Origin of the sequence: Maricaulis maris, from assembly GCF_049116555.1 — a bacterium.
In the GTDB taxonomy this organism is placed as follows: Bacteria; Pseudomonadota; Alphaproteobacteria; order Caulobacterales; family Maricaulaceae; genus Maricaulis; species Maricaulis maris_C.
The window spans coordinates 420,030-442,971 of sequence record NZ_JAGDYT010000001.1; the positions used below are offsets into that span (position 1 = coordinate 420,030).

Annotated in this window: 19 protein-coding genes and 1 tRNA gene; 11 read left to right on the forward strand and 9 right to left on the reverse strand. The window is 63.5% G+C overall.

Annotated features, from left to right (window positions below):
* The first annotated feature begins 65 nt into the window (after positions 1 to 65).
* The 7 genes from JXQ94_RS01880 (at position 66) to JXQ94_RS01910 (ending at position 7,218) form a co-directional block, all read left to right on the forward strand.
* Positions 66 to 1,862: a long-chain-acyl-CoA synthetase gene (locus tag JXQ94_RS01880; RefSeq protein WP_421922130.1), complete on the forward strand. Its 1,797-nt coding sequence runs from the start codon at positions 66 to 68 to the stop codon at positions 1,860 to 1,862.
* A complete protein-coding gene (locus JXQ94_RS01885) occupies positions 1,859 to 2,440 on the forward strand; it encodes a DUF924 family protein (RefSeq protein ID WP_421922131.1) in 582 nt (193 codons plus the stop codon). Before JXQ94_RS01880 ends, JXQ94_RS01885 begins: the two co-directional genes overlap by 4 nt.
* Before the next feature lie 162 nt (positions 2,441 to 2,602).
* On the forward strand, positions 2,603 to 2,827 hold the full coding sequence (locus JXQ94_RS01890; protein WP_295696175.1) for a hypothetical protein: 225 nt from the start codon (positions 2,603 to 2,605) through the stop codon (positions 2,825 to 2,827).
* Positions 2,828 to 2,897: 70 nt separating this feature from the next.
* Entirely contained in the window at positions 2,898 to 3,821 is a 924-nt protein-coding gene (locus JXQ94_RS01895; protein ID WP_421922132.1) for an alpha/beta hydrolase, read from the forward strand.
* 51 nt (positions 3,822 to 3,872) lie between these two features.
* On the forward strand, positions 3,873 to 5,309 hold the full coding sequence (locus tag JXQ94_RS01900; protein WP_421922133.1) for a protein adenylyltransferase SelO: 1,437 nt from the start codon (positions 3,873 to 3,875) through the stop codon (positions 5,307 to 5,309).
* A complete protein-coding gene (gene pgeF, locus JXQ94_RS01905) occupies positions 5,306 to 6,097 on the forward strand; it encodes a peptidoglycan editing factor PgeF (protein ID WP_421922134.1) in 792 nt (263 codons plus the stop codon). The genes JXQ94_RS01900 and pgeF overlap by 4 nt, the downstream gene beginning before the upstream one ends.
* Before the next feature lie 74 nt (positions 6,098 to 6,171).
* Entirely contained in the window at positions 6,172 to 7,218 is a 1,047-nt protein-coding gene (locus tag JXQ94_RS01910) for an NAD(P)-dependent alcohol dehydrogenase (protein WP_421922135.1), read from the forward strand.
* A gap of 30 nt (positions 7,219 to 7,248) precedes the next feature.
* On the opposite strand, the gene JXQ94_RS01915 is transcribed toward JXQ94_RS01910, so the two are convergent.
* A tRNA-Arg gene (locus JXQ94_RS01915) sits at positions 7,249 to 7,325 on the reverse strand.
* Positions 7,326 to 7,558: 233 nt separating this feature from the next.
* On the opposite strand from JXQ94_RS01915, the gene JXQ94_RS01920 reads away from it, so the two are divergent.
* A complete protein-coding gene (locus JXQ94_RS01920; protein ID WP_421922136.1) occupies positions 7,559 to 10,438 on the forward strand; it encodes a S8 family serine peptidase in 2,880 nt (959 codons plus the stop codon).
* A gap of 172 nt (positions 10,439 to 10,610) precedes the next feature.
* Entirely contained in the window at positions 10,611 to 13,175 is a 2,565-nt protein-coding gene (locus tag JXQ94_RS01925; protein WP_421922137.1) for an EAL domain-containing protein, read from the forward strand.
* A gap of 366 nt (positions 13,176 to 13,541) precedes the next feature.
* Here JXQ94_RS01925 and JXQ94_RS01930 read toward each other — a convergent pair whose 3' ends face one another.
* Positions 13,542 to 14,090, reverse strand: a complete 549-nt coding sequence (locus JXQ94_RS01930; protein WP_295695708.1) for a methyl-accepting chemotaxis protein — start codon at positions 14,088 to 14,090, stop codon at positions 13,542 to 13,544.
* A gap of 175 nt (positions 14,091 to 14,265) precedes the next feature.
* Here JXQ94_RS01930 and JXQ94_RS01935 point away from each other — a divergent pair, with 175 nt between their 5' ends.
* Positions 14,266 to 15,237, forward strand: a complete 972-nt coding sequence (locus JXQ94_RS01935; protein WP_421922138.1) for a thermonuclease family protein — start codon at positions 14,266 to 14,268, stop codon at positions 15,235 to 15,237.
* Between the two features lie 124 nt (positions 15,238 to 15,361).
* Here JXQ94_RS01935 and JXQ94_RS01940 read toward each other — a convergent pair whose 3' ends face one another.
* The 7 genes from JXQ94_RS01940 to JXQ94_RS01970 all read right to left on the reverse strand — a co-directional run bounded on the left by JXQ94_RS01940 (position 15,362) and on the right by JXQ94_RS01970 (position 22,455).
* Positions 15,362 to 16,279, reverse strand: a complete 918-nt coding sequence (locus tag JXQ94_RS01940) for an RNA polymerase factor sigma-32 (protein WP_421922139.1) — start codon at positions 16,277 to 16,279, stop codon at positions 15,362 to 15,364.
* A gap of 631 nt (positions 16,280 to 16,910) precedes the next feature.
* Positions 16,911 to 17,420 (reverse strand): CarD family transcriptional regulator, encoded by a 510-nt coding sequence (locus JXQ94_RS01945; RefSeq protein WP_295691327.1) that lies wholly within the window; start codon positions 17,418 to 17,420, stop codon positions 16,911 to 16,913.
* Between the two features lie 220 nt (positions 17,421 to 17,640).
* Positions 17,641 to 17,982, reverse strand: a complete 342-nt coding sequence (fdxA, locus tag JXQ94_RS01950; protein WP_295691329.1) for a ferredoxin FdxA — start codon at positions 17,980 to 17,982, stop codon at positions 17,641 to 17,643.
* Between the two features lie 88 nt (positions 17,983 to 18,070).
* A complete protein-coding gene (locus tag JXQ94_RS01955) occupies positions 18,071 to 18,520 on the reverse strand; it encodes a TerB family tellurite resistance protein (RefSeq protein ID WP_421922140.1) in 450 nt (149 codons plus the stop codon).
* Positions 18,513 to 18,821 carry an RNA-binding S4 domain-containing protein gene (locus JXQ94_RS01960; protein WP_421922141.1) on the reverse strand — a complete coding sequence of 103 codons (309 nt, stop codon included), beginning with the start codon at positions 18,819 to 18,821 and terminating at the stop codon, positions 18,513 to 18,515. Before JXQ94_RS01960 ends, JXQ94_RS01955 begins: the two co-directional genes overlap by 8 nt.
* 10 nt (positions 18,822 to 18,831) lie before the next feature.
* Positions 18,832 to 21,555 (reverse strand): helicase-related protein, encoded by a 2,724-nt coding sequence (locus tag JXQ94_RS01965; protein ID WP_421922142.1) that lies wholly within the window; start codon positions 21,553 to 21,555, stop codon positions 18,832 to 18,834.
* Between the two features lie 75 nt (positions 21,556 to 21,630).
* Positions 21,631 to 22,455, reverse strand: a complete 825-nt coding sequence (locus JXQ94_RS01970) for a DUF3108 domain-containing protein (RefSeq protein WP_421922143.1) — start codon at positions 22,453 to 22,455, stop codon at positions 21,631 to 21,633.
* Between the two features lie 190 nt (positions 22,456 to 22,645).
* Between JXQ94_RS01970 and rpmB the strand changes: the two genes are divergently transcribed.
* Entirely contained in the window at positions 22,646 to 22,930 is a 285-nt protein-coding gene (rpmB, locus tag JXQ94_RS01975) for a 50S ribosomal protein L28 (protein ID WP_421922144.1), read from the forward strand.
* Positions 22,931 to 22,942 lie beyond the last annotated feature (12 nt).

A 22,942-nucleotide genomic window follows, 5' to 3' on the forward strand; every position in this document is an offset into this window, starting at 1 on the left:
TTGCTTGACCGGGCGAGGGCGCCCCATATCGTCTCGCGCAAGAAAGATAATGGGAGGTCGACAGGATGGGCATGCTGGGCGCGATTGCGCGCGAGTTCAATTTTGTAACGAGCATGCTGCCAGTGCTGAGCACGGTGAGAAAAGTGGGCGCAGGATCGGGCCTGCGCGTGGCGGACCATATCGAAGCCACCGTCGACCGATATCCCGACCGGCCCATGGCCATCCTCGATGACGGCGAGATCAGCTATCGCGAGTTTGAAGCCTACGCCAATCGCATAGCCCACTGGGCGCTCGATCAAGGCCTGACGCCGGGCGATACGGTCGCCCTTTTCATGACCAATCGCTGGGAGTACATCGCGACCTGGTTCGGTCTGTCCAAGGTCGGGGTCGTGACCTCGCTGATCAACAACCAGCTGACCGGCGCATCGCTGGCCCATTGCCTGACCATTGGTGACACCCAACACGCCATTGTCGAAGCCGAGCTGGCGGACGCCTATGGCGCTGCGCGGGCGTGCGGCATTGGAGAGATTTCGGCCTGGTCTGTCGACGGGGCAATCGAGGGCGCACAGGAATTGGCACCTGCGCTTGAAGCGGTCAGCGATCGCCGCCCTGACCTGTCGGTGCGCGCGGATGTGACACCGGAAGCCCCGGTGCTGAAAATGTTCACCAGCGGCACGACCGGCCTGCCGAAGGCTGCGCTGATGACGCATGTCCGCGCACTCTACTATCTCAACATCTTCGCCATCATTGCCAAGGCGTCGCCGGAAGACCGGATGATGATGGTCCTGCCGCTCTATCATGCGACCGGCGGCTTGTGCGGTGTCGGGTGTGCGCTGTCCTTCGGTGGATCGCTGGTCATCCGGCCGCGCTTCTCGGCCTCGGCCTTCTGGCCCGATGTGAAGCGCTTCAAGGCGACCCTCTTCATGTATGTCGGCGAGCTGTGCCGCTTCCTGATCAATTCGCCGGAAGTGGCTGAGGAGAAGGATCACACCCTGCGCTGCGCGATCGGCAATGGCATGCGCCGTGATGTCTGGGAGGCTTTCCAGAGGCGTTTCGCACTGCCTGATATCGTTGAGTTCTACGGGTCCACGGAAGGCAATGTCGGCCTGGTGAATGCCTACAACCAGCCCGGCGCTGTCGGTCGTGTTCCAAATTATCTCAAACACCGTTTCAACATCGACCTGGTCAAATTCGACCTCGATGCGGAAATGCCGCTGCGCGACACGAAGGGGCGCTGCATCCCCTGTGAGCCGGGCGAGGTCGGCGAGGCGATCGGGCGGATCGATCCGAAGGATGCGCGTTTCCGCTTTGACGGTTATGGCTCGAAGGAAGACACCGAGAAGAAGGTGTTGCGCGACGTCTATGCCGAAGGCGATGCCTGGTTTCGGACCGGCGATCTCATGTCACGCGACAAGCTGGGCTACTATTATTTCGTCGACCGGGTCGGTGACACGTTCCGCTGGAAGTCGGAAAATGTCGCCACGGGCGAGGTTGCCGAGGCGCTGGTCTTTGAAGGCGTTGAGCAGGCCAATGTCTATGGCATTGAAGTCAAGGGCCATTCCGGCCGTGCTGGCATGGCGGCCCTGGTCACCGACGTGGCGCGTCCGCTCGATCTCGAGGCCTTGCACGCCCACGTCCACAACGCATTGCCGGCCTATGCACGTCCGCTCTTCCTGCGGCTGCAGCCGCAGACCGATACGACAGGCACGTTCAAATTCCGCAAGGTGGACCTGGTCAAGGAAGGCTTTGATCCGGCCAGGGTGAGTGACCCGATCCTGCTCGATCATCCCGGCGAGGGTCGATATGTGCCGCTGACCCCGGAGCTGTACGACGCCGTTCAGTCCGGTAGCCTGCGCGTATGAGCATTGCTGATCCGACCATCGACGAGGTCATAGATTTCTGGTTCGAAACGGCGGGCCCCAAACGCTGGTATGCGGCCTCGCCGGGTTTCGATGCGCGGGTGCGCCGCCTGTTTGCCAGGGCGGTGGAAGACAATGCGCGCCTGTGGTGGCAGAGCGGTCATCCCTGGGAGGACACCGCCTATGGCCAGTTCGCCCTGATCCTCATGTTCGACCAGTTCACCCGCAATATATGGCGCGGTTCGGGCCATGCCTTTGCGCATGATGACCTGGCTCGCCATCTCGCCTGGCAGATGGTCGATAACGGCTATGACTGGGTCATCCCGGAGGCGCGACGCGCCTTCGTCTACATGCCTTTCATGCACTCCGAGGATATCGCCGACCAGGACCTCTGCATTGAACTGGCGGAGGAGCGCCTGTCGGGTAGCGGGACGCGCGACCATGCGATCAAGCATCGCGAGGTGATCCGCCAGTTTGGCCGCTTCCCCTATCGAAATGAGGCGTTGGGGCGACGCTCGACGCCGGAGGAAGTCGCCTATCTCGAGGGCGGCGGGTATGCACCGGGCCGCAAACGCGCCTGACAGCTACCCGGCCAGAAAGACTCGGCAAATTCGACCGCAGGGCAGGGCGCGCCGATCTGTGGAAAACTCAAGGCCATGATTTTATTGATATAAATCCGGTGTCCGGCTGGCCCGCAGATTGCTCTTCCTGATCGAGACAGCCCCATCCGGCAGGAGCCCTGAATGACCCCGCACGTGCAAATCACCGCCCAAGACATCCACCAGATCGCCTGGACCATGGTCGATCTGCATGGCGCTCAGGCGATCGGTTACGCCGATGAGGCGGTCAGTGACCTGGACGGTCAGGGTCTGCCGGAAAGCGCTGACGCCTGGCGCGCCCTGCGTTCGGTGATGGAAGACGCGCTGGCCGGCCGCCTCGATCGCGAAGCCGGTGTCACGGTCCACTAGGTCCGTCTTGGGGCCCGGCGAGAGCAAATGCCGCGTTTGCGGCGCGGCGAGCCCGTGCTAACCGAAAGCTATGGACACGCCCAATTGGCCTGAGGCCTTCTCGAAATTCGGATTGCAGGACCCGCTCGAGCCCGCTCGCGCGGCGCCGCGGATGCGCGAAGCCCTGCTCGCGGCGACCCCGCATATGGATGTGCGCCCGCCAGACCTTGCCGAGGTGCGTGATCTGATGGTCCCGGGCGCCGAGGGTGAGCGCCGTGCGCGACTCTATCGGCCCAATGGCGCGGATGAGCCCGGGCCGTGCACCTTCTACATGCATGGTGGCGGTTATGTTGTCGGCGATCTGGAAAGCCATGACCGCCTGTGTCGGCGACTGGCGGCCAAGTCCGGTCATCGCGTGCTGGCGATCGACTACCGCCTGGCGCCGGAACATGTCTGGCCAGCCGGTGTCGAGGATTGTCTGGCGGCGTTTGACTGGTTATGCGGCCCCGGCGCCGAAACCGTCGGCGCCCAGCCGGACCGGATCGCGGTCGCCGGTGATTCCGCGGGTGGCGGTCTGGCGGCCATCCTGGCCCAGTCGCGACGCGACCGTATCTGCTTCCAGCTGCTCATATATCCGCTTTTGCAATTGGTTGAGCGCCGCAAGCCAAGGCCGAAACTTCTCGAGGGTCATATCCTCTCCAGCTTCACGCTCGATCAGATCGTGCGCGCCTATCTGAGCGATGCGGACCAGGCCAGCGAGCTGACCGTGTCGCCGCTTCTGAACAATGACCTCGCCGGTTTGCCGCCCGCCCACATCGTCGCGGCCGAGCTGGATCCGTTGCTGGATGAAGGCCGGGCCTATCGCGATCGTCTCGCGGCTGCGGGCATTCCGGTGACCTACAAGATCGGCAAGGGATTGCCGCACGCCTATTTCAATCTCACCGCGATCCTGCCCGGCGCCAAGGGCCTGGTCGATGAGACGGCACTGATCCTGGGTGACGGGCTGCGTGGCTGAGGCTTGCAGCGGAGATTTGCAATCGGACCCGGTCGGGCTTAGCTCCCGCTCATGAGCTTTTCTGATCGCTACCGCCCGAACCCTGCCTTCGCCCGTCTGGGCGATGATTTCTCCGATCCGGTCGAGCCGGCGGACTTCCCCGCCGCCATTGAACGGTTCTGGAATGGTCGCTGGGCTCCGGCTATCGGGCTGGATGGTCTCGATGCGGCCGCTCGCGAGGCGCATTTCCAGCGCTTTGAACCCCTGCCGGACAATCAGGTGACGCCGCGGGCGATGCGCTATCACGGCCACCAGTTTCGCACCTATAATCCCGAACTCGGTGATGGGCGCGGTTTCCTCTTCGCGCAAGTGACGGATGATCGCGATCGCCTGCTCGACCTCGCCACCAAGGGCTCCGGCCAGACCCCCTGGTCACGCGGCGGGGATGGCCGGCTGACCCTGAAGGGCGCGGTGCGTGAAGTATTGGCCGCCGAAATGCTGGAAGCGCTGGGTGTTTACACGTCCAAGGCCTTTTGCGTCTTCGAGACCGGCGAGCAGCTGGCCCGCAATGACGAACCCTCTCCGACCCGCTCGGCCGTGCTCACGCGGCTGGGGCATTCACACTTGCGCTTCGGCACGTTCCAGCGACACGCCCATGAGGGGGCGAGCGATCGGATTGGCCAATTGATCGATCACGCCATTGCGCACTATTTTCCGCATCTCGAGGGCGCGCCTGACCAGCCCGCCGCGCTGCTGGAAGCTGTGGTTTCGGCCTGTGCAGGCCTGGCCGCCGGCTGGATGCCGGCCGGCTTCGTCCATGGTGTGCTCAATACCGATAATCTCAATCTGACCGGTGAGAGCTTCGACTACGGTCCCTGGCGTTTCCTGCCGCATTACGAGCCGGGCTTTACCGCGGCCTATTTTGACCAGCAGGGCATTTACAGTTTCGCGCGCCAGCCCGAGGCGGTGTTCTGGGCGTTGCAGCAATTGGCCAATGCCCTGGCGCTAGTCGGTGAGCGACCGACCCTCGAGGCTGCGCTCAATACATTCCCGACCCTCTATCGCGAGGCCCTGCTCGACGCCTTCCTGCGCCGCTTTGGTGTGGCGTCGGCCGGGGAGGAGGCCGACGAGGCCCTGGTGCGCAGCTTTCTCGCCTTCATGGAGACCTCGAGGATGGGCTGGCAGGCGCCCTTCCATGACTGGTTCTGCGGGGAAGCCTCGGCCAGGCGGGCCCTGGCCGGCCCCCGGGCCCACGCCTATGCCGGGGAGGCATTCGAGGTCTGGCAGGCCGCCTTGTTGGCGCATGAGCCGGTCCGTCCGGACCGTCTGGCCCACCCCCTGTTCGAGCGCGCCGATCCGGTGGATCTGGTCATAGATGCGGTCGAGGCCTGTTGGGCGTCGATCGCGGACGCCGATGACTGGTCCGGTTTCGAGGCGTTGATCGCCGATATCCGTCTGACCGGAAAAGGCTTTGATCTGGGTCGTGACCGGGTAGGATTTCGGCCATGACACTCGATTTCATTCGTGCCGAGGCGCTCGACCATCCAGGCCTGGTCCACGCCTTCACCACGCGCCCGGGCGGCGAGAGCGACGGCGTCCATGCCTCGCTCAATCTGACCCGGTCGCGCGGCGACCAGGCCGCACATGTGGCAGCCAATCGCGAAGCGGTCCGCCAGGCGCTGGGTTTGCATGCGCTGGCCTTCGCCAATCAGGTCCATGGCCGCACCGTGCTGCGCGTGGACGGGCCGCCGAAGGGCGACCAGGCGGTGGGTGAGGGCGACGCTCTCATGACCGATCGACCGGGCATCGGTTTGGCCTGTCAGACGGCTGATTGCACACCCATCCTGCTGTTTGATCCCGCGCACCGGGCGGTGGCGGCGATCCATTCCGGCTGGCGTGGCACTGTGCAGAATATCGCCGCGACGACAGTGGCGGCGATGACCGACGCCTATGGTACCGACCCGGCCCGGCTTCTCGCAGCGATCGGGCCATCCATCTCGGCGGTCAATTACCGGGTCGGGCCGGAGGTCGTTGCGGAGTTCGAGGCGGTTTTCGATGTTACCGGCGGCATCCTGTCGCCGCGTGATCCGGAAGGTGGGGCCAATCTCGATGTGGGCGAGGCCTGTCGCCGTCAGCTTGTCATGGCCGGTCTCCCCGAGGCGGCGATCTGGCGGTCACGGCTTTGCACCTATGCCGAGACAGAGCGGCTCTTTTCGGCAAGGCGGTCGCACCATCGCGGCGAGAGCGGGCAATTCGGCGGACAGGCGGGGATTATCGCGCTGGCACCGGCCGGCTAGGCCGTCTTTGCCCCTTGGTTTTTGGCGCGGCTGGCTTAAACTTCCATACCGAAGCATCGAAACGGAGCCGATCCATGCCGCAATCCCTTGGCTATGCCGCCCAGTCCGCCGACACCGATCTGGCCCCGATCTCTTTCGAGCGGCGTGAACCCGGTCCGCACGAGGTCCTGATCGAGATCACCCATTGCGGGGTCTGCCATTCCGATCTGCATCAGGCCCGGAATGACTGGAAAAACACGATCTACCCCTGTGTTCCCGGTCATGAGATTGTCGGCACGGTGGCGGCGGTCGGGGCCTCGGTCAGCAAGGTCAAGCCGGGCGATACGGTTGGGGTTGGCTGCCTGGTCGACAGTTGTGGCACCTGCGGTCATTGCGATGAGGGGCTGGAGCAGTATTGCGATACCGGTTCAACGGGCACCTATAATGGCCGCCTTCCCGACGGCACCCACACTTTCGGCGGATATTCCCAGCGCGTGACCGTGAAGGAGAGCTTTGTCCTGCGTATTCCGGACACGCTTGATCGCGCCGGGGCGGCGCCGCTTCTGTGTGCCGGCATCACAACCTATTCCCCGCTGCGCCACTGGAAGGTCGGCCCGGGGCAGAAAGTCGGCGTTGTTGGGCTTGGCGGGCTGGGCCATATGGCCGTGAAGCTGGCCAAGGCGATGGGCGCGGAAGTCGTCCTTTTCACCACGTCGCCGGGCAAGGTCGAGGATGCCAAGCGTCTCGGCGCGTCCAAGGTGGTGATCTCGAAGGATCGCGACCAGATGAAAGCCGAGCGCTATACGCTCGACTTCATTCTCGACACGGTTGCCGCTTCGCACAATCTCAACCCCTATCTCGATTGCCTGAAGGTCAATGGAGCCCTGGTCCTGGTTGGTGTGCCGGATGAGGCTCATCCCTCTCCTTCGGTCGGTCGCCTCCTTGCCAAGCGCCGCTCGATCGCCGGGTCCGCCATTGGCGGGATCGCCGAGACCCAGGAAATGCTCGATTTTTGTGCCGAGCACGGCATCGAGTCGGATATCGAGATGATCGCCATGGCGGATATCAACCAGGCCTATGAGCGCATGCTCAAAAGCGATGTGAAGTACCGCTTCGTCATCGACATGGCGACGCTCACCTGAGATCGGCCGGTTTCCGTGAACCGGAAAGTCTGGTGACCCCGACTGGATTCGAACCAGTGGCCTACGGATTAGGAATCCGTTGCTCTATCCGACTGAGCTACGGGGCCTGCCAGGGTGCTTAACTGGAATAGTTGAAAAGCTGACGCAAGCGCGAAGGGCGGTCTTTTGCGGGTTTCCCATCGCTGGCCGCCGACTTGCCGCTCTCCGTCGTTCGCCGTCCATCCTGGCCACCCTTTGGTAACCATTGGCCCAATTAAGCGTTTGTTTACAACGTCTATTAGGGCGGGCGAAACGCAAGACGGGAATAGTGGACGCTTGAAATTGGGCTAGGAGGGTCCTCATGCGTCAGTATTTGAATTCCGGAGCTGCGGCGATAGCGCTCATGTCCCTGACAGGGGCATTGATGCCTGCATACGCGCAGAATTCCGACGAGAATGACGGCAATCAAGACACCTTTCTTCATCCCTATAGCGGGGACATCAATCCCTTCTACGGTGATATCAATCCCTTCCGGGGAGACATCAATCCCTTCCGGGGTGACATCAATCCCTTCTACGGGGACATCTCCCCCTTCTGGGGCGACATCAATCCCTTCTGGGGCGACATCAATCCATTCGGCGGGGACATCAATCCCTTCTTCGGCGGGGACATCAATCCGTTCTGGGGCGATATCAACCCCTTCGGTGGTGACATCAATCCGTTCTGGGGTGACATCAACCCCTTCTGGCAGGACATCGGTCCGGTCTGGGGCGACCTCAACACCGAATGGAATCGCACTGCCGCCATTGACGGTAACTTCACGTCAATCGCGAGTGAGATGTCGTCCGTCTTCGACCAGGCCGAGCAGGTCTTTGGCGCCGCCATCCTGGCCCAGACCGGCGAGAGCATGGATGCAGCTTTTCTGGATGAGTTACTGGAACGCTTCGGCATTGATCTCGGCAACCCCGACAGCCTCGGAGACGTAACAGTCGGTGAGCGCTCCGAATTCTTCCTGATGTTCTACGACAGCCTGATGAATTTCTCCGGCGTTGATCATGTCGATCACTGGATGCCGGCCATCAATTGGTCTCCTGCCTTGGCCGCGCGCTATGACCGCGGTTACACGCCGACCGTCGGCGTGCTCGATTTCAGCGTGAATTCGGTCGATGGCGGCAGTTTCCGCGGCCAGCTCGGCGAGCGCGACTACCTCAATGTCAATCACGGCAATGCCGTCGCCAGCCTGATCGGTGCGCCGGTGGACGGCACTGGAGTGATGGGTGTCGCCCCGCATGCGGCGATGCGCTTCTACAATCCTTTCGATGAAACTCACACCGCCAGCTGGCGCGATGTTGCGCTGGGTGTTCGGTCGCTCTCCAGAGGCGGCGCAAAAATCATCAATATGTCTCTGGGCGTGCCGGGATGGACCCTGCATCGCGAGTGGAGACGGGTCTTCATGCATCGGGCTGTCGCTCGCCGGGCCGACACTCTGACCTTCGTGATTGCGGCTGGAAATGATGGTCTCACCCAAACCCGAAATCTCAACTGGACCGGCGTGTCCGTGGTCGACAATCTGATCTTGGTCGGCTCCGTCGACCCCCTGGGCAATATCTCGTCCTTCTCCAACCGCCCCGGTGAGGCCTGCCTCCTGGTGAATGGGGAGTGTCAACCGGGATACCGGCTCATGGACCGTTTCGTGGTCGCGCCAGGTGAGTTGCTGCTGGTCAATGATGGCGAGGGCGGAGTGACGCGGGCGTCGGGCACATCCTTCGCGGCACCACTGGTCGCGGGCGCCGCCGCCTTGGTCAAGGGCGAGTGGTTCTGGCTCGACGGCAGTGAAGTTGCGGATGCCATTTTGTTGTCGGCGCGTGATCTGGGCGAGCCGGGTGTGGATCCGGTTTATGGCCGTGGCATGCTGGATGTTGCCGGTGCGATGTCGCCACTCAACGCGTCGGACCTCTATGCCTATGACCGCCGTTCTCGACGCGTCGCGGCCGACAGTCTGATGATCACTGGTGGTCGCCTGTCCCTGCGCTATGCCAATCGGAACCATGTCACGGTGTTCGAGGATATCGGCGACAGCTTCCGGGACTTCACGATCTCGGTGGACGATCTGATTGTCGGGAGTTCGCTCTCGGAATCGGTCGCCAATGCCTACGCCGAACAATATATCTATGAGCGGACCGGCGCGTCGCTGAACGGGACGAGTTTCTCGGATATCAGCCGTGCGTCGCAGGTCCTGTCCCAGCGCGGCAATCTGATGGTGACGGCCACGGCCTCCACCCTGGATCCGTCCAATGTCGGCTATGCCCGTGAACTCGGCTTCCATGCCGGTGTCGAGCTGACCGATACGGAGAGCGGCCGCTCCATGACATTCGGTGTGGGTGAGGGCGCTCTGGCGCTGTCCAGCCAGGCCGGCTTCAACCTCTTCTCGGACCATCGTCCGGAGAGCGGCGGCGTCAATCCGGTTCTCGGCTTTGCCTCGGGCGGTGCCTATGCAGCCAGCACCGTCGACCTGCTCGGTGATCTGGAGCTCTCTTTCGGTGTCACAACGACCTATGAGCAGGCGCTCTTTGTCATGCCGGGGACTGGTGAGGAACGCGCCCTGTTTGATGGTGTCGCACCCTATCAGGCCTTCGCTGCCAATCTCGATCTCAGCTATCCGCTGAGTGACCGTGTCACGGTCAATGGCTCGCTGACGCAGCTGCATGAGGCGAGCGGTCTGCTCGGTGCCCAGGGCAGCAGTATTCTGGCCCTTGAGGGCGGTGCGGACACGACCGCACTGACCTTTGGTGTCGACGCCCAGCCATCCTCGCGGATCGGGCTGAGTGCCTCGGTGACCATGGCCCAGACGCGGACCACCGCCTTTGATGGTGGACTGCTGGACATTGCCGATCGTATCGACAGCACTGCGGCCCAGGTCTCGGTCCGGTACGAGGCCCTGTTCTCGAACGCTGACGGTGTCCGGTTCAGCATGGTTCAGCCGCTCCATATCGAAAGCGGTGCGCTGAGCTATACCGGCATGGCAGTCACCGATCGTGAGACCGGCGAACTCGCTGTCGAGAGCGATGTCTGGGAGCTGGGTGGCCGCCGTCCCGTCTATGCCGAGGTCATCTACGTGACCGAGCTGGGCTCTTCGGATCGACGCGTGAGCCTTTTCAGTCGCCAGCAATTGTCCGGTGATGAGCAGGTCTCCGAGTTCTCCGCCGCGACCAGCGGTGTCCGCTTCGAAATGCGCTTCTGATCCACTCGGCAGCGCCTTGAAAGAGGGCCGTCGGCGAAAGCCGGCGGCCCTTTTCGTTTGGGCGACAGGCCCGCCGGTGGGTCTGCCGGTGGGCCAAATTAGCTATTCCTTCAGCCTGCGCTGGTAGAGGTAAGCATCAAACCCGTCCAAACGACGCGTTCGGAGAGTATTTGTGCGTTTGCTCGCAAACCCACTGGCGGTGATTGCATTCGTCCTGAGCCTGACCCTGGCTCTGGCGCCTATGGATGTGCGCGCACAAGAATCCGAAGGTATAGAGAGCTTCGCGGACGCCGTGAGCGCGTCGCAAGCCGCCATGATGCGTGATCCGACGGCCGCCCTGTCACTCTCAGAACGTGCCGAGGATCTGGCCCGCCGCCTCATGATTAATGAGCGCGATGAAGCGATGGCGACGGCCTGGTGGCTTCAGTCCGAGGCGCTGACCCGAATGGGGCGTGCCGAGGAGGCTTATCCGATCGCGCTCGCGGCACAGTCGCGTCTGGGCGAGGCGCCGCGCGAGACCAAACTCCTGGCGGACATCTTCACCTCGCTCGGGCGAATCGAGAAAGTGCTGGGCGAGCACGGCGATGCGCTGGAAAATTATCAGCGCGCCTATGAGATCTATCGTGATCTGGGCGAAAGCCGCAGCGAGTCGATCGCGCTCCAGTCCATGGCGTCCATCTATACCGATGCCAGGCAATATGAGCGCGCGGTGGAGTATTTCCAGAATGCGCTGGAGCGCTATCAGGATCCCTCGCTGGACCTCGCCGCCCACAATAATCTCGCCAACGCTCTGACCCAGCTTGAACGCTATGACGAGGCCGCCCGTTCCTTCGAGCAGGCTCGGACCCTGGCCAATACGATGGGCAGCGCCATCCTCGAGGCGCGCGTGCTCAACAATCTGTCCAACATGCAGCTGGAACAGGCCGATTATGACGGCGCGGAAGCGTCTATTGATGCCGCCTTCGCCCTGGTTGAGGATGATGGCACGTTCGAATGGGTCCGCTTCTTCTGGGGCGTTCGGGCCCAGATCGCTTTCGGTCGCGGGGATTCCCGGCGCGCTGTCCGCTTCCTGAGCGTGGCTTTCCGCGATGTCGATGTCGAAACCACTTCGCAGAATTATACCGAATTGCACGGCAGCGCTGCCGAGATATATGCCGCGCATGGTGACTGGGTCTCCGCCTATGCTCATCTGCAGGCCTTCAAGCGCCTCACCGATGAGCGTGCGGCCTTCGCGAGCTCGGCCAACAGCGCCCTCGTCGGCGCCCAGTTCGATTTCACAGAACAGGAACTCGAGATCCAGCAATTGCGCTCTGAGGGCCTCGAACAGGCGCTCGAACTGGCGCGGGCGCGCCAGGCCCGGAATACGATGATCGCCCTGGGTCTGGGGGCGGGTTGCATCTGCATCGCCGGCATCGTGTTCGCGAGAAGCCGCGTCGCGCGCGCGAAGGCGATGGCATTGTCGGAAAGTCTCTATACGGATGCGAGCACAGGGCTGCCGACCCACGCGGCCATGCTTCGCGACCTGGCGAAGGTCACGGCCGAGACAGGCGAGGCGCCGGTGGTCATCTCGGCACAGATCAAACGTCGCAAGCATCTGTCTGGCGCCCTCGGCTATCGCGTTTACTCGCGCTTCGAGCAGGCCGTCGCGGCGCGCCTTGCCGGAGGTGCGCATCCGGTGACGGTCTACAGGCTCCTGCCGGGTCTTTTCGGGTTGCTGCAGCCTTCCGCCGACACGCGCGAGGCCAATGCCGTGGCCCGGGGTGTTGCCGGACTGTTCGAAACCGCGGTGCAAGTCGACGATCTCAATATTGATGTCGGTATCGTGTGTGGTCTGGCCTGCGACAGCGACCCGGAGACGGCTGTGCGTCAGGCTCATCTGGCCATCGACCAGGCGCGCCACCTCAATGTGCCGCATGCTGAATTCGACAAGGAATTGTACGGCAATCCTGCCGCGAACCTGTCCCTGATGAGCGAAATGATGCGGGCGACCGAGAAGGGCGAGATGTCGCTCTACTATCAGCCCAAGCTCAAAGTGCGCACCGGCAGGTTTGAAGCCGTGGAAGCGCTAAGCCGCTGGTTCCACCCCGAGCGCGGCTTCATTTCGCCGGATCAGTTCATCCCCCAGGCCGAGGAAACCGGGCATATCCGGCCCTTCACCGAATGGGTGATCCGACAGAGTATAGCGGATCAGAAGCGCCTTCTGGCCGAGGGCAAGCCGATCTCCGTCGCGATCAATATCTCGGGTGCCCTGGTGGGCGATCCCGATTTCGCGCGCAAGGCGCGCGCTTTGATTGTCAGTGCCAGCGGGCCGATCACGTTCGAGATCACCGAGACGGCCGTGATGACCAATCCGGAAAAGGCCATCGAACATCTGAACATGTGGCGCGAATCCGGCGCCCGGATATCGATCGATGATTATGGAACCGGTCAGTCCTCGCTGGCCTATCTGCAAATGATCCCGAGCGACGAGCTGAAACTGGACCGTCAATTCGTGTCCAATCTGAACGCCAATGCGCGCGGGCGCATGCTGATCAAGTCAACAATTGATCTGGCTCACAATCTCGGTCTGGAAGTCGTCGCCGAAGGGGTTGAGACCGAGACCGACTTTGCGGCTCTGAAACTGCTTGGCAGTGACTGGGTCCAGGGCTTCCTCCTGTCCAAACCGCTGCCGATTGACGGCCTGGCCAAGTTTCTTGCCGAGCCGGAGGAGACAATCCGGAAGTCGCGCCTCGTTTGATGCGCTGACGGGGAGGCGCTGCCAGAGGCGTGTTCTTGGCCCGGATGGCTTCAACCACAACACCAGACCGCCGCCCAGCCTCACCGTCCCGGTCTGCGCCGTGATGACCAGAGCGTTGGCGTCGAGACCACAGGTTCGGGTCCCGCTTCCGGAGCGCCCGCTGCGCGCCATGCCTTGCCCGACCGGTTGCGGGGCGGCCGGGCGATACAGGGTTCGGGGCTGCTGAGGGATCGGAAAAGCTCAACATGGTGGGCGATGAGCGCGGTCGGGTTCCGGTGCGTCACCAGACCGGAGGCCGCTCGAGAACGCAAAAGGGCGGGGCCTTTCGGCGCCCGCCCCTTTCATGCGTGTGTCAGCGATCGCGGTCTAGCGAACCTGTTCGCGCAGCGTGCTGAGCTGGTGCGCCACTTCCTGCGTCGCTTCGGTCATCTGGTCGACAGCTTCCTTGCCGCGGGCCACCGACTCGCCGGAGCCGCGCACGCCGTCGAGGATTTCCTTGACTTCATTGTCGAGGGCCGAGATCCGAGCCGCGATGTCTTCGGTTGCCTTGGCTGTCTGACCGGCCAGGGCTTTGACTTCGCCGGCGACGACCGCGAAACCGCGGCCGGCATCGCCGGCACGCGCGGCTTCGATGGTCGCGTTCAGGGCCAGGAGATTGGTCTGGCTGGCGATCGCTTCAATCGTTGAAAGGATGGCATTGATTCGCTGGGAGGCATCGGTCAGGGCTTCGACCCGGCGCTCGAGCACCTGGCTGGATTCCTCGACCTGGTTCATCGCATCGCGGGCCACCTGCGCTGCTTCGGCGCCTTGGGAGGCGCGCGCCGCGGATTCGCCAACGGCTTCGGCGATGGCGTGAGCGTCGGTCGTGGCGCCCATGGGGGCAGCGGCATCATCGGTATAAGCGTAGGCGTTCATCGAAGGGGTGTCCCTAGCTGAGAGATTGGCGATCAGATTTAGCGCGAGATAGTAAACGGAATGGTAAACGGCGGCGCATTCGGTGTGTTTTCCGCCAGCATGGACTTGAGGTATGCAACCATAAAGTGTATGGAATGATCAGGGTCAGCAAGGGGCGAGAAAAGGAGGTGCAGTGATGCATCGATCTGTTTGTCTCGTCCTGGGTCTCGCCGCTTGTGGTCCAACCGCAGCGGCACCGGAAGACGCGCTGGACACCCACCCCGAAACCGGTCCGGGTGCCTCCCTGTTCGGGCCTGCCCATCAAGCCCCTGACGGGCCCGCCCTGACGCTCATCCAGGCAATCGATGAATTGGGTGTCGCGCCGGACGGTGTCCCGGCCATGCCCGCCGTCCCGCCACCGCAAGGAGAGGCGGGGGAGGCGGGGCGCTTCCTCGGCATGGCCGGTGCGTTGACCCTCCAACTGGAAACCGCTGATGGCCGTCTGGAAGTCCGTCTGGCGGAGGTCGACACGCCGGTGCCGGAGCAGACGGAAGCCTGGTTGGCCGACTGGCTGGAAGGCCGGCAGCTATCGCTGACGTATTCCGGTCTGCGGCGGGACCGCTATGACAGGGCGTTGGCGCATGTGTCCGCGGTGACGTCGGAGGGTGAGACGGGTGCGGACGGCGAGGCGCTGGCCTGGGTTCAGGCCCGCCTTGTTGCTGTGGGGTTGGCCCGCGTGATGAGCCATGCGGACAATCAGGCGCAGGCCGCCACATTGCTCATCCTCGAGGCCGAGGCACGACGTCGTCGCCTGGGGATGTGGGGCGATCCGGAGCATGCAATCCGCGACACCCATCCCGATGCCCGCGCTCAGGATATCGGCTCGTCCCAGATCGTGGAGGGACGGGTTACGGATGCCGTCCGGCTCGACTCGGGGCGCATCTATCTCAATTTCGGATCGGATTATCGCAGCGACTTCACAGTGCGGATCGACGCGGCTGACAGCCAGGATTTCATCGATGCCAATCTTGGGCCGGAGGCCTTGCTCGGGCACCGCGTCCGGGTGCGTGGCTGGCTGGTCGAGGAAAACGGACCGATGATCCGGCTGGACCATAGTGCGCGGCTGGAAATTGTGGCGGAGGATCCCGGCGAGGCGCGGCCCCGCTGACGGTCACGGCGGCAGTCTGGCCCGGGAAATGGTGCGGTCCGCTGCCGAGCAGGCTGACGGTGCCGCGGAAGGAGGGCTCCGCGACACCGTCGCCACCGTGTTGGCGAGGGATAGTCGGTGACGTTTACTGGCTGGGGATCAGGCCAGCCTCGACCGGGTCGCCGACGGCATTGCACAAATGGGTGCGCAATTTCGCGAGGGCAGCGCTTTCGATCTGGCGGACCCGTTCCTTGGAGATGCCGAGTGTCTGACCCAGTGTTTCCAGGGTCGAGCCCTCTTCGGTGAGGCGGCGTTCGCGGATGATGAACTGCTCGCGGGGATTGAGCCCCTCAATCGCCTGACCAAGCCAGGCCGACCGTTTCTGACTGTCGGTTGACTCCATGACCTCGACTTCCGGTGCCGCATTTTCGTCGACCAGGAAGTCCTGCCACTGGGAATTGTCCTCATCGCCGACCGGGGCGTTGAGCGAGCGATCCGAGGCGCCAAGACGCATCACCATTGTGTCGACATCGCTCTCGCGAACCCGGAGGTCACGGGCGATCTGTTCGCGGTTTTCCGGAGAGATCGAACTGCCCTCCAGGTCACCGATGCGGGCCCGCATCCGACGCAGATTGAAGAAGAGCGATTTCTGGGCCGATGTGGTCCCGGTCCGGACGATCGACCAGTTGCGCAGAACATAGTCCTGGATGCAGGACCGGATCCACCAGGTGACATAGGTCGAGAAGCGTACATCACGTTCCGGCTCGAACCGCTCGGCGGCTTTCATCAGGCCGATATTGCCTTCCTGGATCAGGTCTGAAAAAGGCAGGCCATAGCGCTTGAATTTGGCAGCCACGGCGATGACGAGCCGCATGTGGGCCTCGGTCAATTCGTGCAGGGCAACCTCGTCGCGATCATCGCGCCAGCGCCGGGCCAGATCGCTCTCATCCTCGCGGGAGAGCAGGGGCCGCGCCATGGCGGATTTGACGAAACGTTGTTCGCCCGCATCGCGGGCAGCAGACGGGTGGGCAGAACGTGCAGTGGCGGCCTTGGGGGTCGTCATGGTGGTCCTCCTTCGCTTCAGAAGGTCTTACGTCCATACCGAACATTCGGATCACTGCGGGTGGCGCGGAAGTGGAGATGCCCGCCCGTTTTCATTTTTCCCGGGCGACGACCCGGGGCCGACGAAACGGTCTGGCTAGCGTTGTGCCTCGCATCTCCGAGGATCACCCTGACGCGCGTCCGGGGAAAAGGGGCGGGCTTTCAGGCATAGGCGCCCGCGGCGCGCAACATCCCATTCATCTCTTGCCGGGACCTCGCCGTATCCGGTTTTCCAGCTCAAGGGTGAAACCGCGAAGCGGCCGCGTTGCGGCCCTTGACCTGGAAAACCGGATGCGGCCCGCTGGCTGACAAGGAATGTATGGATGGATCCGCGCGTGCCGCGGGAGTGTCCGAGGCCCTGCTTCCCCGCAGGCTGACCGCGCGGCGAGCCACGTCTGAGAAGCGGTACGTGTCCCCAGTTTTTTGGCTGTCCCCGGTTTTTCTGGCTGGGCAGAATAATTGTGTATGTCCCGGCTGGTCCCCTCCGGCGCGACGGGCCGATCGACCGCCGGGGCAATAAGCGCCCCCCAAACGAAAACGCCCGGCCAAGGGGCCGGGCGTTTCGCATCAGTCTCGCGGCTTGATCGCGTGGATCAGGCGGCGACTTTCTTGGCGAGCGAGGTGGACAGCATTTCGCGAGCCTTCTCGTGCTCGATTTCCTCAACAGCGGCCAGTTCGCGAACCATGCGGTCCAGCGCTGACTCATAGAGCTGACGTTCGGAATAGGACTGTTCCGGCTGGTCCTCGGCACGGTGCAGGTCGCGAACGACTTCCGCAATCTGGATCAGGTCGCCGGAATTGATCTTGGCTTCGTATTCCTGGGCCCGGCGACTCCACATGGTGCGCTTGACCTTCGCCTTGCCCTTGAGGGTCTTCAGCGCGTCCTTGACGATCTTGTCGCTGGAGAGGGGCCGCATGCCCGACGCTTCGGTCTTGGCGGTCGGCACGCGCAGCGTCATCTTGTCCTGTTCGAAGGTGACGACGTAAACCTCGATGTCGAAGCCTGCGACGCTGTCTTTTTCAACACCCGTTACGCGGCCAACGCCGTGCGCGGGATACACGATAAAGTCGCCCTTTTTGAAAGACTTGTCGTTTTTCGTCATGGATGCTCTCTCTTTGGGCCTTGCTCGCACGGAAACACAAAAGCTCGCAGATCGCTCTCAAAGGAATTCCGGCACCCACCCGGCTCTGAGATCGAAAAGTCTGCGCGCAAATCACCGTGTAGAAAGGCAGGCGGCGCGACAGGCGCTACCCATCAATGCAGTGAACATAGCACAAAATTCGGCTATTTCCAAACGGTAGGCGTTGGTTAACCCCTTGGGGCTAGTCGCCGCTGCCGGGCTTTTCGGAGAAGTATTTCTCGTATTTCCCGCTTTCCTCGGCCATTGCATCCGCGTCCGCCGGGGCATCCTTGCGAACCGTGATATTGGGCCAGGTCTCGGCAAATTTCGAGTTCACGGCCAGCCACTTGCCGTCCGGATCATCCTCGGTGTCGGGTTTGATCGCCTCGACGGGGCATTCCGGTTCGCAGACACCGCAATCGATGCATTCATCCGGATGGATGACGAGGAAATTCTCGCCTTCATAGAAGCAGTCGACGGGGCAGACTTCCACGCAATCCGTATATTTGCAGCGCACGCAGGCGTCGGTGACAATATAGGTCATGTTGGCCGGAACTTCGTTTGGAACGGGGTTTGGAACGGTGTCTTGGGCAGGTATGTCGGGCGGGACATGGGCTGCGACGGAGTTTTTGTCAACGGGTGCGCAGTTGGGCTTCTGCACGTGTGCGCGCGAAGATGCGATCCCGGTCCTCAATCCCCAGAAGCGGCCCGATCCGGCGGATGAACGCTTCCTCGAAAGGTGACTTCTCACCGTCGGCCAGGGCCACCAGCCAGAGCTGTTCGATCAGGCCAATCCGCTCCTGACGTGACAGGCAGGCTTTCACCACCTTGGTGAAGCGGTGGTGATCGACGGCGCTTTCGGCCAATTCCTCGCCCTGTTCCAGCACGAAGGCGACACGGGCCTCGGACAGGCTGAAGGCGCTGCCGAGAATGGTGCGGATCTGGTCCTGTTCGCAATCGGCATAAATGCCATCGGCCAGGGCGGCCTCCACCAGCAGGGTGCACGCGGCAACATGCGGGTCGGTCTCCGGACGCAGATCGGCTTCGGCCGGGGCGAAAAAGCTGCGGATGGTGTCAAACATGGCTGGCTTCCGTCTGTTCATCCTCGACTTCCCGGTAGAGCGCCTGCGCTTCCGAAGCCGGACCGCGACGCGAGCCCAGGGCGAGGATTTGAAGTCGTACGATCCGGCCATTGCGCGGCAGGGTCAATGTGTCTCCTGCGCGCACCAGGGCGGAGGGCTTGCTGATCCGTCGTGTCGTGCCGGCACTGGTCAGCCGCAGACGGCCCTTCTGGACCACCGTTGTGGCGAGGCTGCGCGTCTTGAACTGACGCGCATGCCAGAGCCAGACATCAATGCGGATCGCCTCTGCGGTTTCGCTCATCGCCGTGCCGTCATGCCTTGGTGTCGGGTTTTGCATCCACGATCGGGGAGGTCTCGGCTGGCGCCGCTGCCTCGGATGTCGATGGGGTGCCCGCCTCAGTCTGAGCCGTCGCCTGGGCCGTGTCGGCCTTGGGCTTGTCCTTGCGGCGCTTGCGCGGCGGGCGTGGCTTGCGTTTGGGCTGTTCCGGCAGGGCCAGTTCCGCCAGGGCGGCGAAGGGGCTGTCGGACGGTATGACGGGCGCGGCCGCGCGGGCGGCCGGCTTTCGCGGCGCGCCGCGCTGGCCGGCATGCTTGCGACGGCGCCGGTCCCAGCGCTCGCCCTCGGCCTTTTCCGGGTCGGGACCCTTCTGGATGCGGCGATAGCCCAGCTCGGTCAGCGTGCCGCGAATATCCTCGACGGAACAGCCCAGCAGTGCGGTCATGTCGGCGGTCAAGGGGAAGCCGGGACCGTCATCCTTGCCGGCCTCGCGCAGCGTATCGGCCAGGCGTTCCAGCATGTCGAAACGCACGGCGCGTGGTCCGCAGGGCTGGAAGCCGATGGCGGCGTATTCGGCGCGGGTTCGCGAGCGGTCATTGGCGACCGAAGTCAGGCCCGGCGCGGGCAGCCAGGCGAGATCGGTTCGGCCGGCGGCGATGGCGTGCAGCAGGGCGTTGAGCCGGGCGCGGGCCGGTTTGACCAGTTCGGGCACGTAGATCATGTGCTCGCCGATCCGCACGCCGGCAGCGCGCAGGGAGCGCCGCTCGACCTGGGACAGATTGCGCACATCATCGCTGATATCGTGGCGAGGCAGGGCGCCACCGGCTTCATAAAGCCGCCAGGCGAGGCCGCGGGCGAGACCGGGCATGTCGTCGGACTGGCCGGCCTCGCGCAGTTTGAACAACGGCGCGAGCTGGGTCTCGATATGGGCGGTCAGGCCGGCTTCGAGGCCGGCCCGGGCACGGGACTGGGCCTCGGCCGCACCAAGGTCGCCACCAAGCAGTTTGACGGCGGGTTTCAGCGGGGTCGGGCCTGGAATGAGCTGGGCAACGTCATCGCCGCCCCAGCTGATCTTGCCGTCATCGGAAAAGGTCAGGTCTTCCATCTTGGTTTTCGCCAGGGCTCCCAGCCGTCTGTTGATCTCAGGTCGCAAGGCACGCAGCGCTGCGGATTTCAGGGTCCGGGCAGCCAGTTCGCGACCGTCCGCATCGGGTTTGAATGTCAGGCCGGCCAGACGACCGACGAAATGGCCTTCTACCGTAACCTCCCCATTGCTGGCGACCCCGGCCAGCAAGTCTCTTTCATCACGCAGTCCCTTGACCAGCGCGCTGGTGCGCCGGTCCACGAAACGCTGCATCAGCCGTTCGTGCAAGGCGTCGGACAGACTGTCCTCGATTTCGCGGGTTACGCCGCGCCAGTGTCCCGGGTCGCGGGTCCAGTCTGACCGGTGCGCTGCATAGGCCCAGGTCCGCACATGGGCGAGGCGGGCGGCGAGGGCGTCGATATCGCCGGACGTCTTGCGGAAACGCGCGAGCTGGCCGTTCATCCAGTCGTCCGGCAGGCGCCCGCCCGGACCGGTCAGATGCATGTAGATCGACTTGATCAGGCGGGCATGGGCATCCAGCGTTGCCTTGCGGAAATCCGGCAGGCGGCAGGCGTCCCACAATCGCCGTACAGCGGCGGGTGAGGTCGCGCGATCGCGAATCTCTCGATCACTGGAGAGCACGCCCAGAGCCCGCTCGTCGGAGGCCTCGCCGACGCGTTCCAGCGCCGGGTCGCGTGACGGTTTGCCAAGCGTGTATTGCAGGGCTTCCAGCGACGTGTCGTCGAGATCGGGATTGCGCCATTGCAGGCGCTCGACCGGTGCGAAGCTGTGGCTTTCCACGGCTTCCACCAGATCGGGATCGAAGGGGCGGCAATCCGCCGTTTCGCCAAATGTCCCGTCATTGCGAAAGCGCCCCGCACGCCCGGCAATCTGGGCCAGTTCGGCGGCGGTCAGCCGGCGTCGGCGGCGACCGTCGAACTTGCGGCTCTCGGCAAAGGCGACATGGTCGATATCCATGTTCAGCCCCATGCCGATGGCGTCGGTCGCGACCAGAAAGTCGACTTCGCCGGACTGGTAGAGCTCGACCTGGGCATTGCGGGTGCGGGGCGACAATCCGCCCATGACCACCGCCGCGCCGCCGCGTCGGCGACGCAGCAATTCGGCAATCGCGTAGACCGCTTCCGCCGAGAATGCGACGACGGCTGAACGTCGCGGCAGACGGGTCAGCTTGGCCGGACCCGCATGGGAGAGCTGGGAGAAGCGTTCGCGAAAGGTGATCTCCGCTTCCGGTACCAGCTCGCGGACCATGCGATACATGGTGCCGGCGCCCAGCAACATGGTCTCCTCATAGCCACGCGCGCGCAGGAGCCGGTCCGTGAAGACATGGCCGCGCTCGGGGTCGGCGCCCAGCTGGACCTCGTCGACGGCGACAAAGGCGACCCGCTTTTCCACCGGCATGGATTCCACCGTGCAGATGAAATAGCGCGCCGAGGGCGGGATGATCTTTTCTTCACCGGTGATCAGGGCGGCGGCGCCCACGCCCTTGGCCTTGACCACCCGGTCATAGATCTCCCGGGCCAGAAGGCGCAGGGGCAGCCCGATCATGCCGGAGGCACGCCCCAGCATGCGCTCGACGGCGAGATGCGTCTTGCCGGTATTGGTGGGACCAAGGGCAGCGGTGATCTGCCCAGGATCGTTGCGGTGGGACGTCATCCCGCAACTCCTTCACGCACAGGTGCTCCTGGCAGACCTAGGCAATCCGCGCGCACTTGGCGAGGGGAGAGGTTGTCAATTTTCCTCGATGGACCGCGCCACGATCGTCGCGCCGCCAAAACCGGCATTGGTTCGGATGCGCACCGGGATGTGGACATCGCCGTCATGGACGGGGGCGAGCCAGAAGGTGATGGGCCGTGAAATATCCTCGTCGGACGGATACTCGTCAGCCTCATAGCCCGAGACGGGCTCGTAATAGGCGTGGCAGACCAGCGCCTCACCGGACCAGGCGCGGGTGCGGACCCGGTCCGTCCCGCCATCCTCGAAGCGCAGATTATAGCGAGCCCGGCCATCAAAAACGGGCAGGCGGCCCGAGCAATGGCTCTCGCCGCGGGCCACAGCACCCAGACCCATGGCGAGCAGGGCGGACAGCGGGTCGGCGGCGCCAGCGCGCTCTTCGTCGGTCGCCGGCGGCTCACCCATCGAGCCGAAGGGCGGATTGATGTCGGGCATGGCGACACCGTCGGGGAAATCGATCGCGACAATGCGATTCTTGGAACTGGCATGATTGAGGTGGCTGTAGCGCCAGGGACGCAGCTGATTGTCATCGCGATAGCCACTGACACCGGCCTCGATATCGGCATCGGTGAAGAGCGCGGCGAGCCCTGCAGCGGTGAATCGGGCGGAGGCCTGGTAGGTATCCTCGGCGAATTGACCGGACACCACGATATTGGCGACCTGGAACACCATGACCGAGCCGGCATACTGAACGGTGACGCCCTGTATCGCAGCTGCGGATTCCACCTCGGCGCCAGCGTCAGCGGCATCATCGGCAGCAACGGTCGCACTGCAGGCCAGGAGGCCCGCGGCCATCGCCCCGTAAATCCAAGTCTTTTTCACGATCTACTCTCCAAGTTCGAGCCCCCGAGGCCCTAACGCATTTGTCCACCTAACTGCAATAACTGATCGAAACCGGCTGCAAGATGAACGTGGCAAGCTTGACGGCCCGCCTCCCCTCCTTTATCTCGCCCGCTCTCGCACTGGTCGCAATACCGGTGTGCACGGATTTTTATATTTGAAAGGTGCGACTATGGCGCGTCGTTGCGAACTGACGGGAACTGGCGTTTTGACGGGAAACAATGTTTCTCACGCTCAGAACAAGTCCCGCCGCCGTTTTCTGCCGAACCTTTGTGACGTGACCCTCGCTTCGGAAAAGCTGGGTCGTGGTTACAAGCTGCGCGTCGCCGCCAAGGCGCTGCGGTCTGTCGACCATGTCGGCGGTCTGGATGCCTTCCTCCTCAAGGCCCGTGACGAGAAGCTCTCGGACAAGGCCCTGAAGATCAAGCGCGACCTGAAAAAGGCGATGGCGGCTTAAGCCAGTCATACG

Excerpts from the sequence above, each read along its gene's own strand:
- JXQ94_RS01880 (WP_421922130.1), top strand. The coding sequence starts at position 66 with ATGGGCATGCTGGGCGCGATTGCGCGCGAGTTCAATTTTGTAACGAGC.
- JXQ94_RS01885 (WP_421922131.1), top strand. The coding sequence starts at position 1,859 with ATGAGCATTGCTGATCCGACCATCGACGAGGTCATAGATTTCTGGTTC.
- JXQ94_RS01890 (WP_295696175.1), top strand. The coding sequence starts at position 2,603 with ATGACCCCGCACGTGCAAATCACCGCCCAAGACATCCACCAGATCGCC.
- JXQ94_RS01895 (WP_421922132.1), top strand. The coding sequence starts at position 2,898 with ATGGACACGCCCAATTGGCCTGAGGCCTTCTCGAAATTCGGATTGCAG.
- JXQ94_RS01900 (WP_421922133.1), top strand. The coding sequence starts at position 3,873 with ATGAGCTTTTCTGATCGCTACCGCCCGAACCCTGCCTTCGCCCGTCTG.
- pgeF (WP_421922134.1), top strand. The coding sequence starts at position 5,306 with ATGACACTCGATTTCATTCGTGCCGAGGCGCTCGACCATCCAGGCCTG.
- JXQ94_RS01910 (WP_421922135.1), top strand. The coding sequence starts at position 6,172 with ATGCCGCAATCCCTTGGCTATGCCGCCCAGTCCGCCGACACCGATCTG.
- JXQ94_RS01920 (WP_421922136.1), top strand. The coding sequence starts at position 7,559 with ATGCGTCAGTATTTGAATTCCGGAGCTGCGGCGATAGCGCTCATGTCC.
- JXQ94_RS01930 (WP_295695708.1), bottom strand. The coding sequence starts at position 14,090 with ATGAACGCCTACGCTTATACCGATGATGCCGCTGCCCCCATGGGCGCC.
- JXQ94_RS01935 (WP_421922138.1), top strand. The coding sequence starts at position 14,266 with ATGCATCGATCTGTTTGTCTCGTCCTGGGTCTCGCCGCTTGTGGTCCA.
- JXQ94_RS01940 (WP_421922139.1), bottom strand. The coding sequence starts at position 16,279 with ATGACGACCCCCAAGGCCGCCACTGCACGTTCTGCCCACCCGTCTGCT.
- JXQ94_RS01945 (WP_295691327.1), bottom strand. The coding sequence starts at position 17,420 with ATGACGAAAAACGACAAGTCTTTCAAAAAGGGCGACTTTATCGTGTAT.
- fdxA (WP_295691329.1), bottom strand. The coding sequence starts at position 17,982 with ATGACCTATATTGTCACCGACGCCTGCGTGCGCTGCAAATATACGGAT.
- JXQ94_RS01955 (WP_421922140.1), bottom strand. The coding sequence starts at position 18,520 with ATGTTTGACACCATCCGCAGCTTTTTCGCCCCGGCCGAAGCCGATCTG.
- JXQ94_RS01960 (WP_421922141.1), bottom strand. The coding sequence starts at position 18,821 with ATGAGCGAAACCGCAGAGGCGATCCGCATTGATGTCTGGCTCTGGCAT.
- JXQ94_RS01965 (WP_421922142.1), bottom strand. The coding sequence starts at position 21,555 with ATGACGTCCCACCGCAACGATCCTGGGCAGATCACCGCTGCCCTTGGT.
- rpmB (WP_421922144.1), top strand. The coding sequence starts at position 22,646 with ATGGCGCGTCGTTGCGAACTGACGGGAACTGGCGTTTTGACGGGAAAC.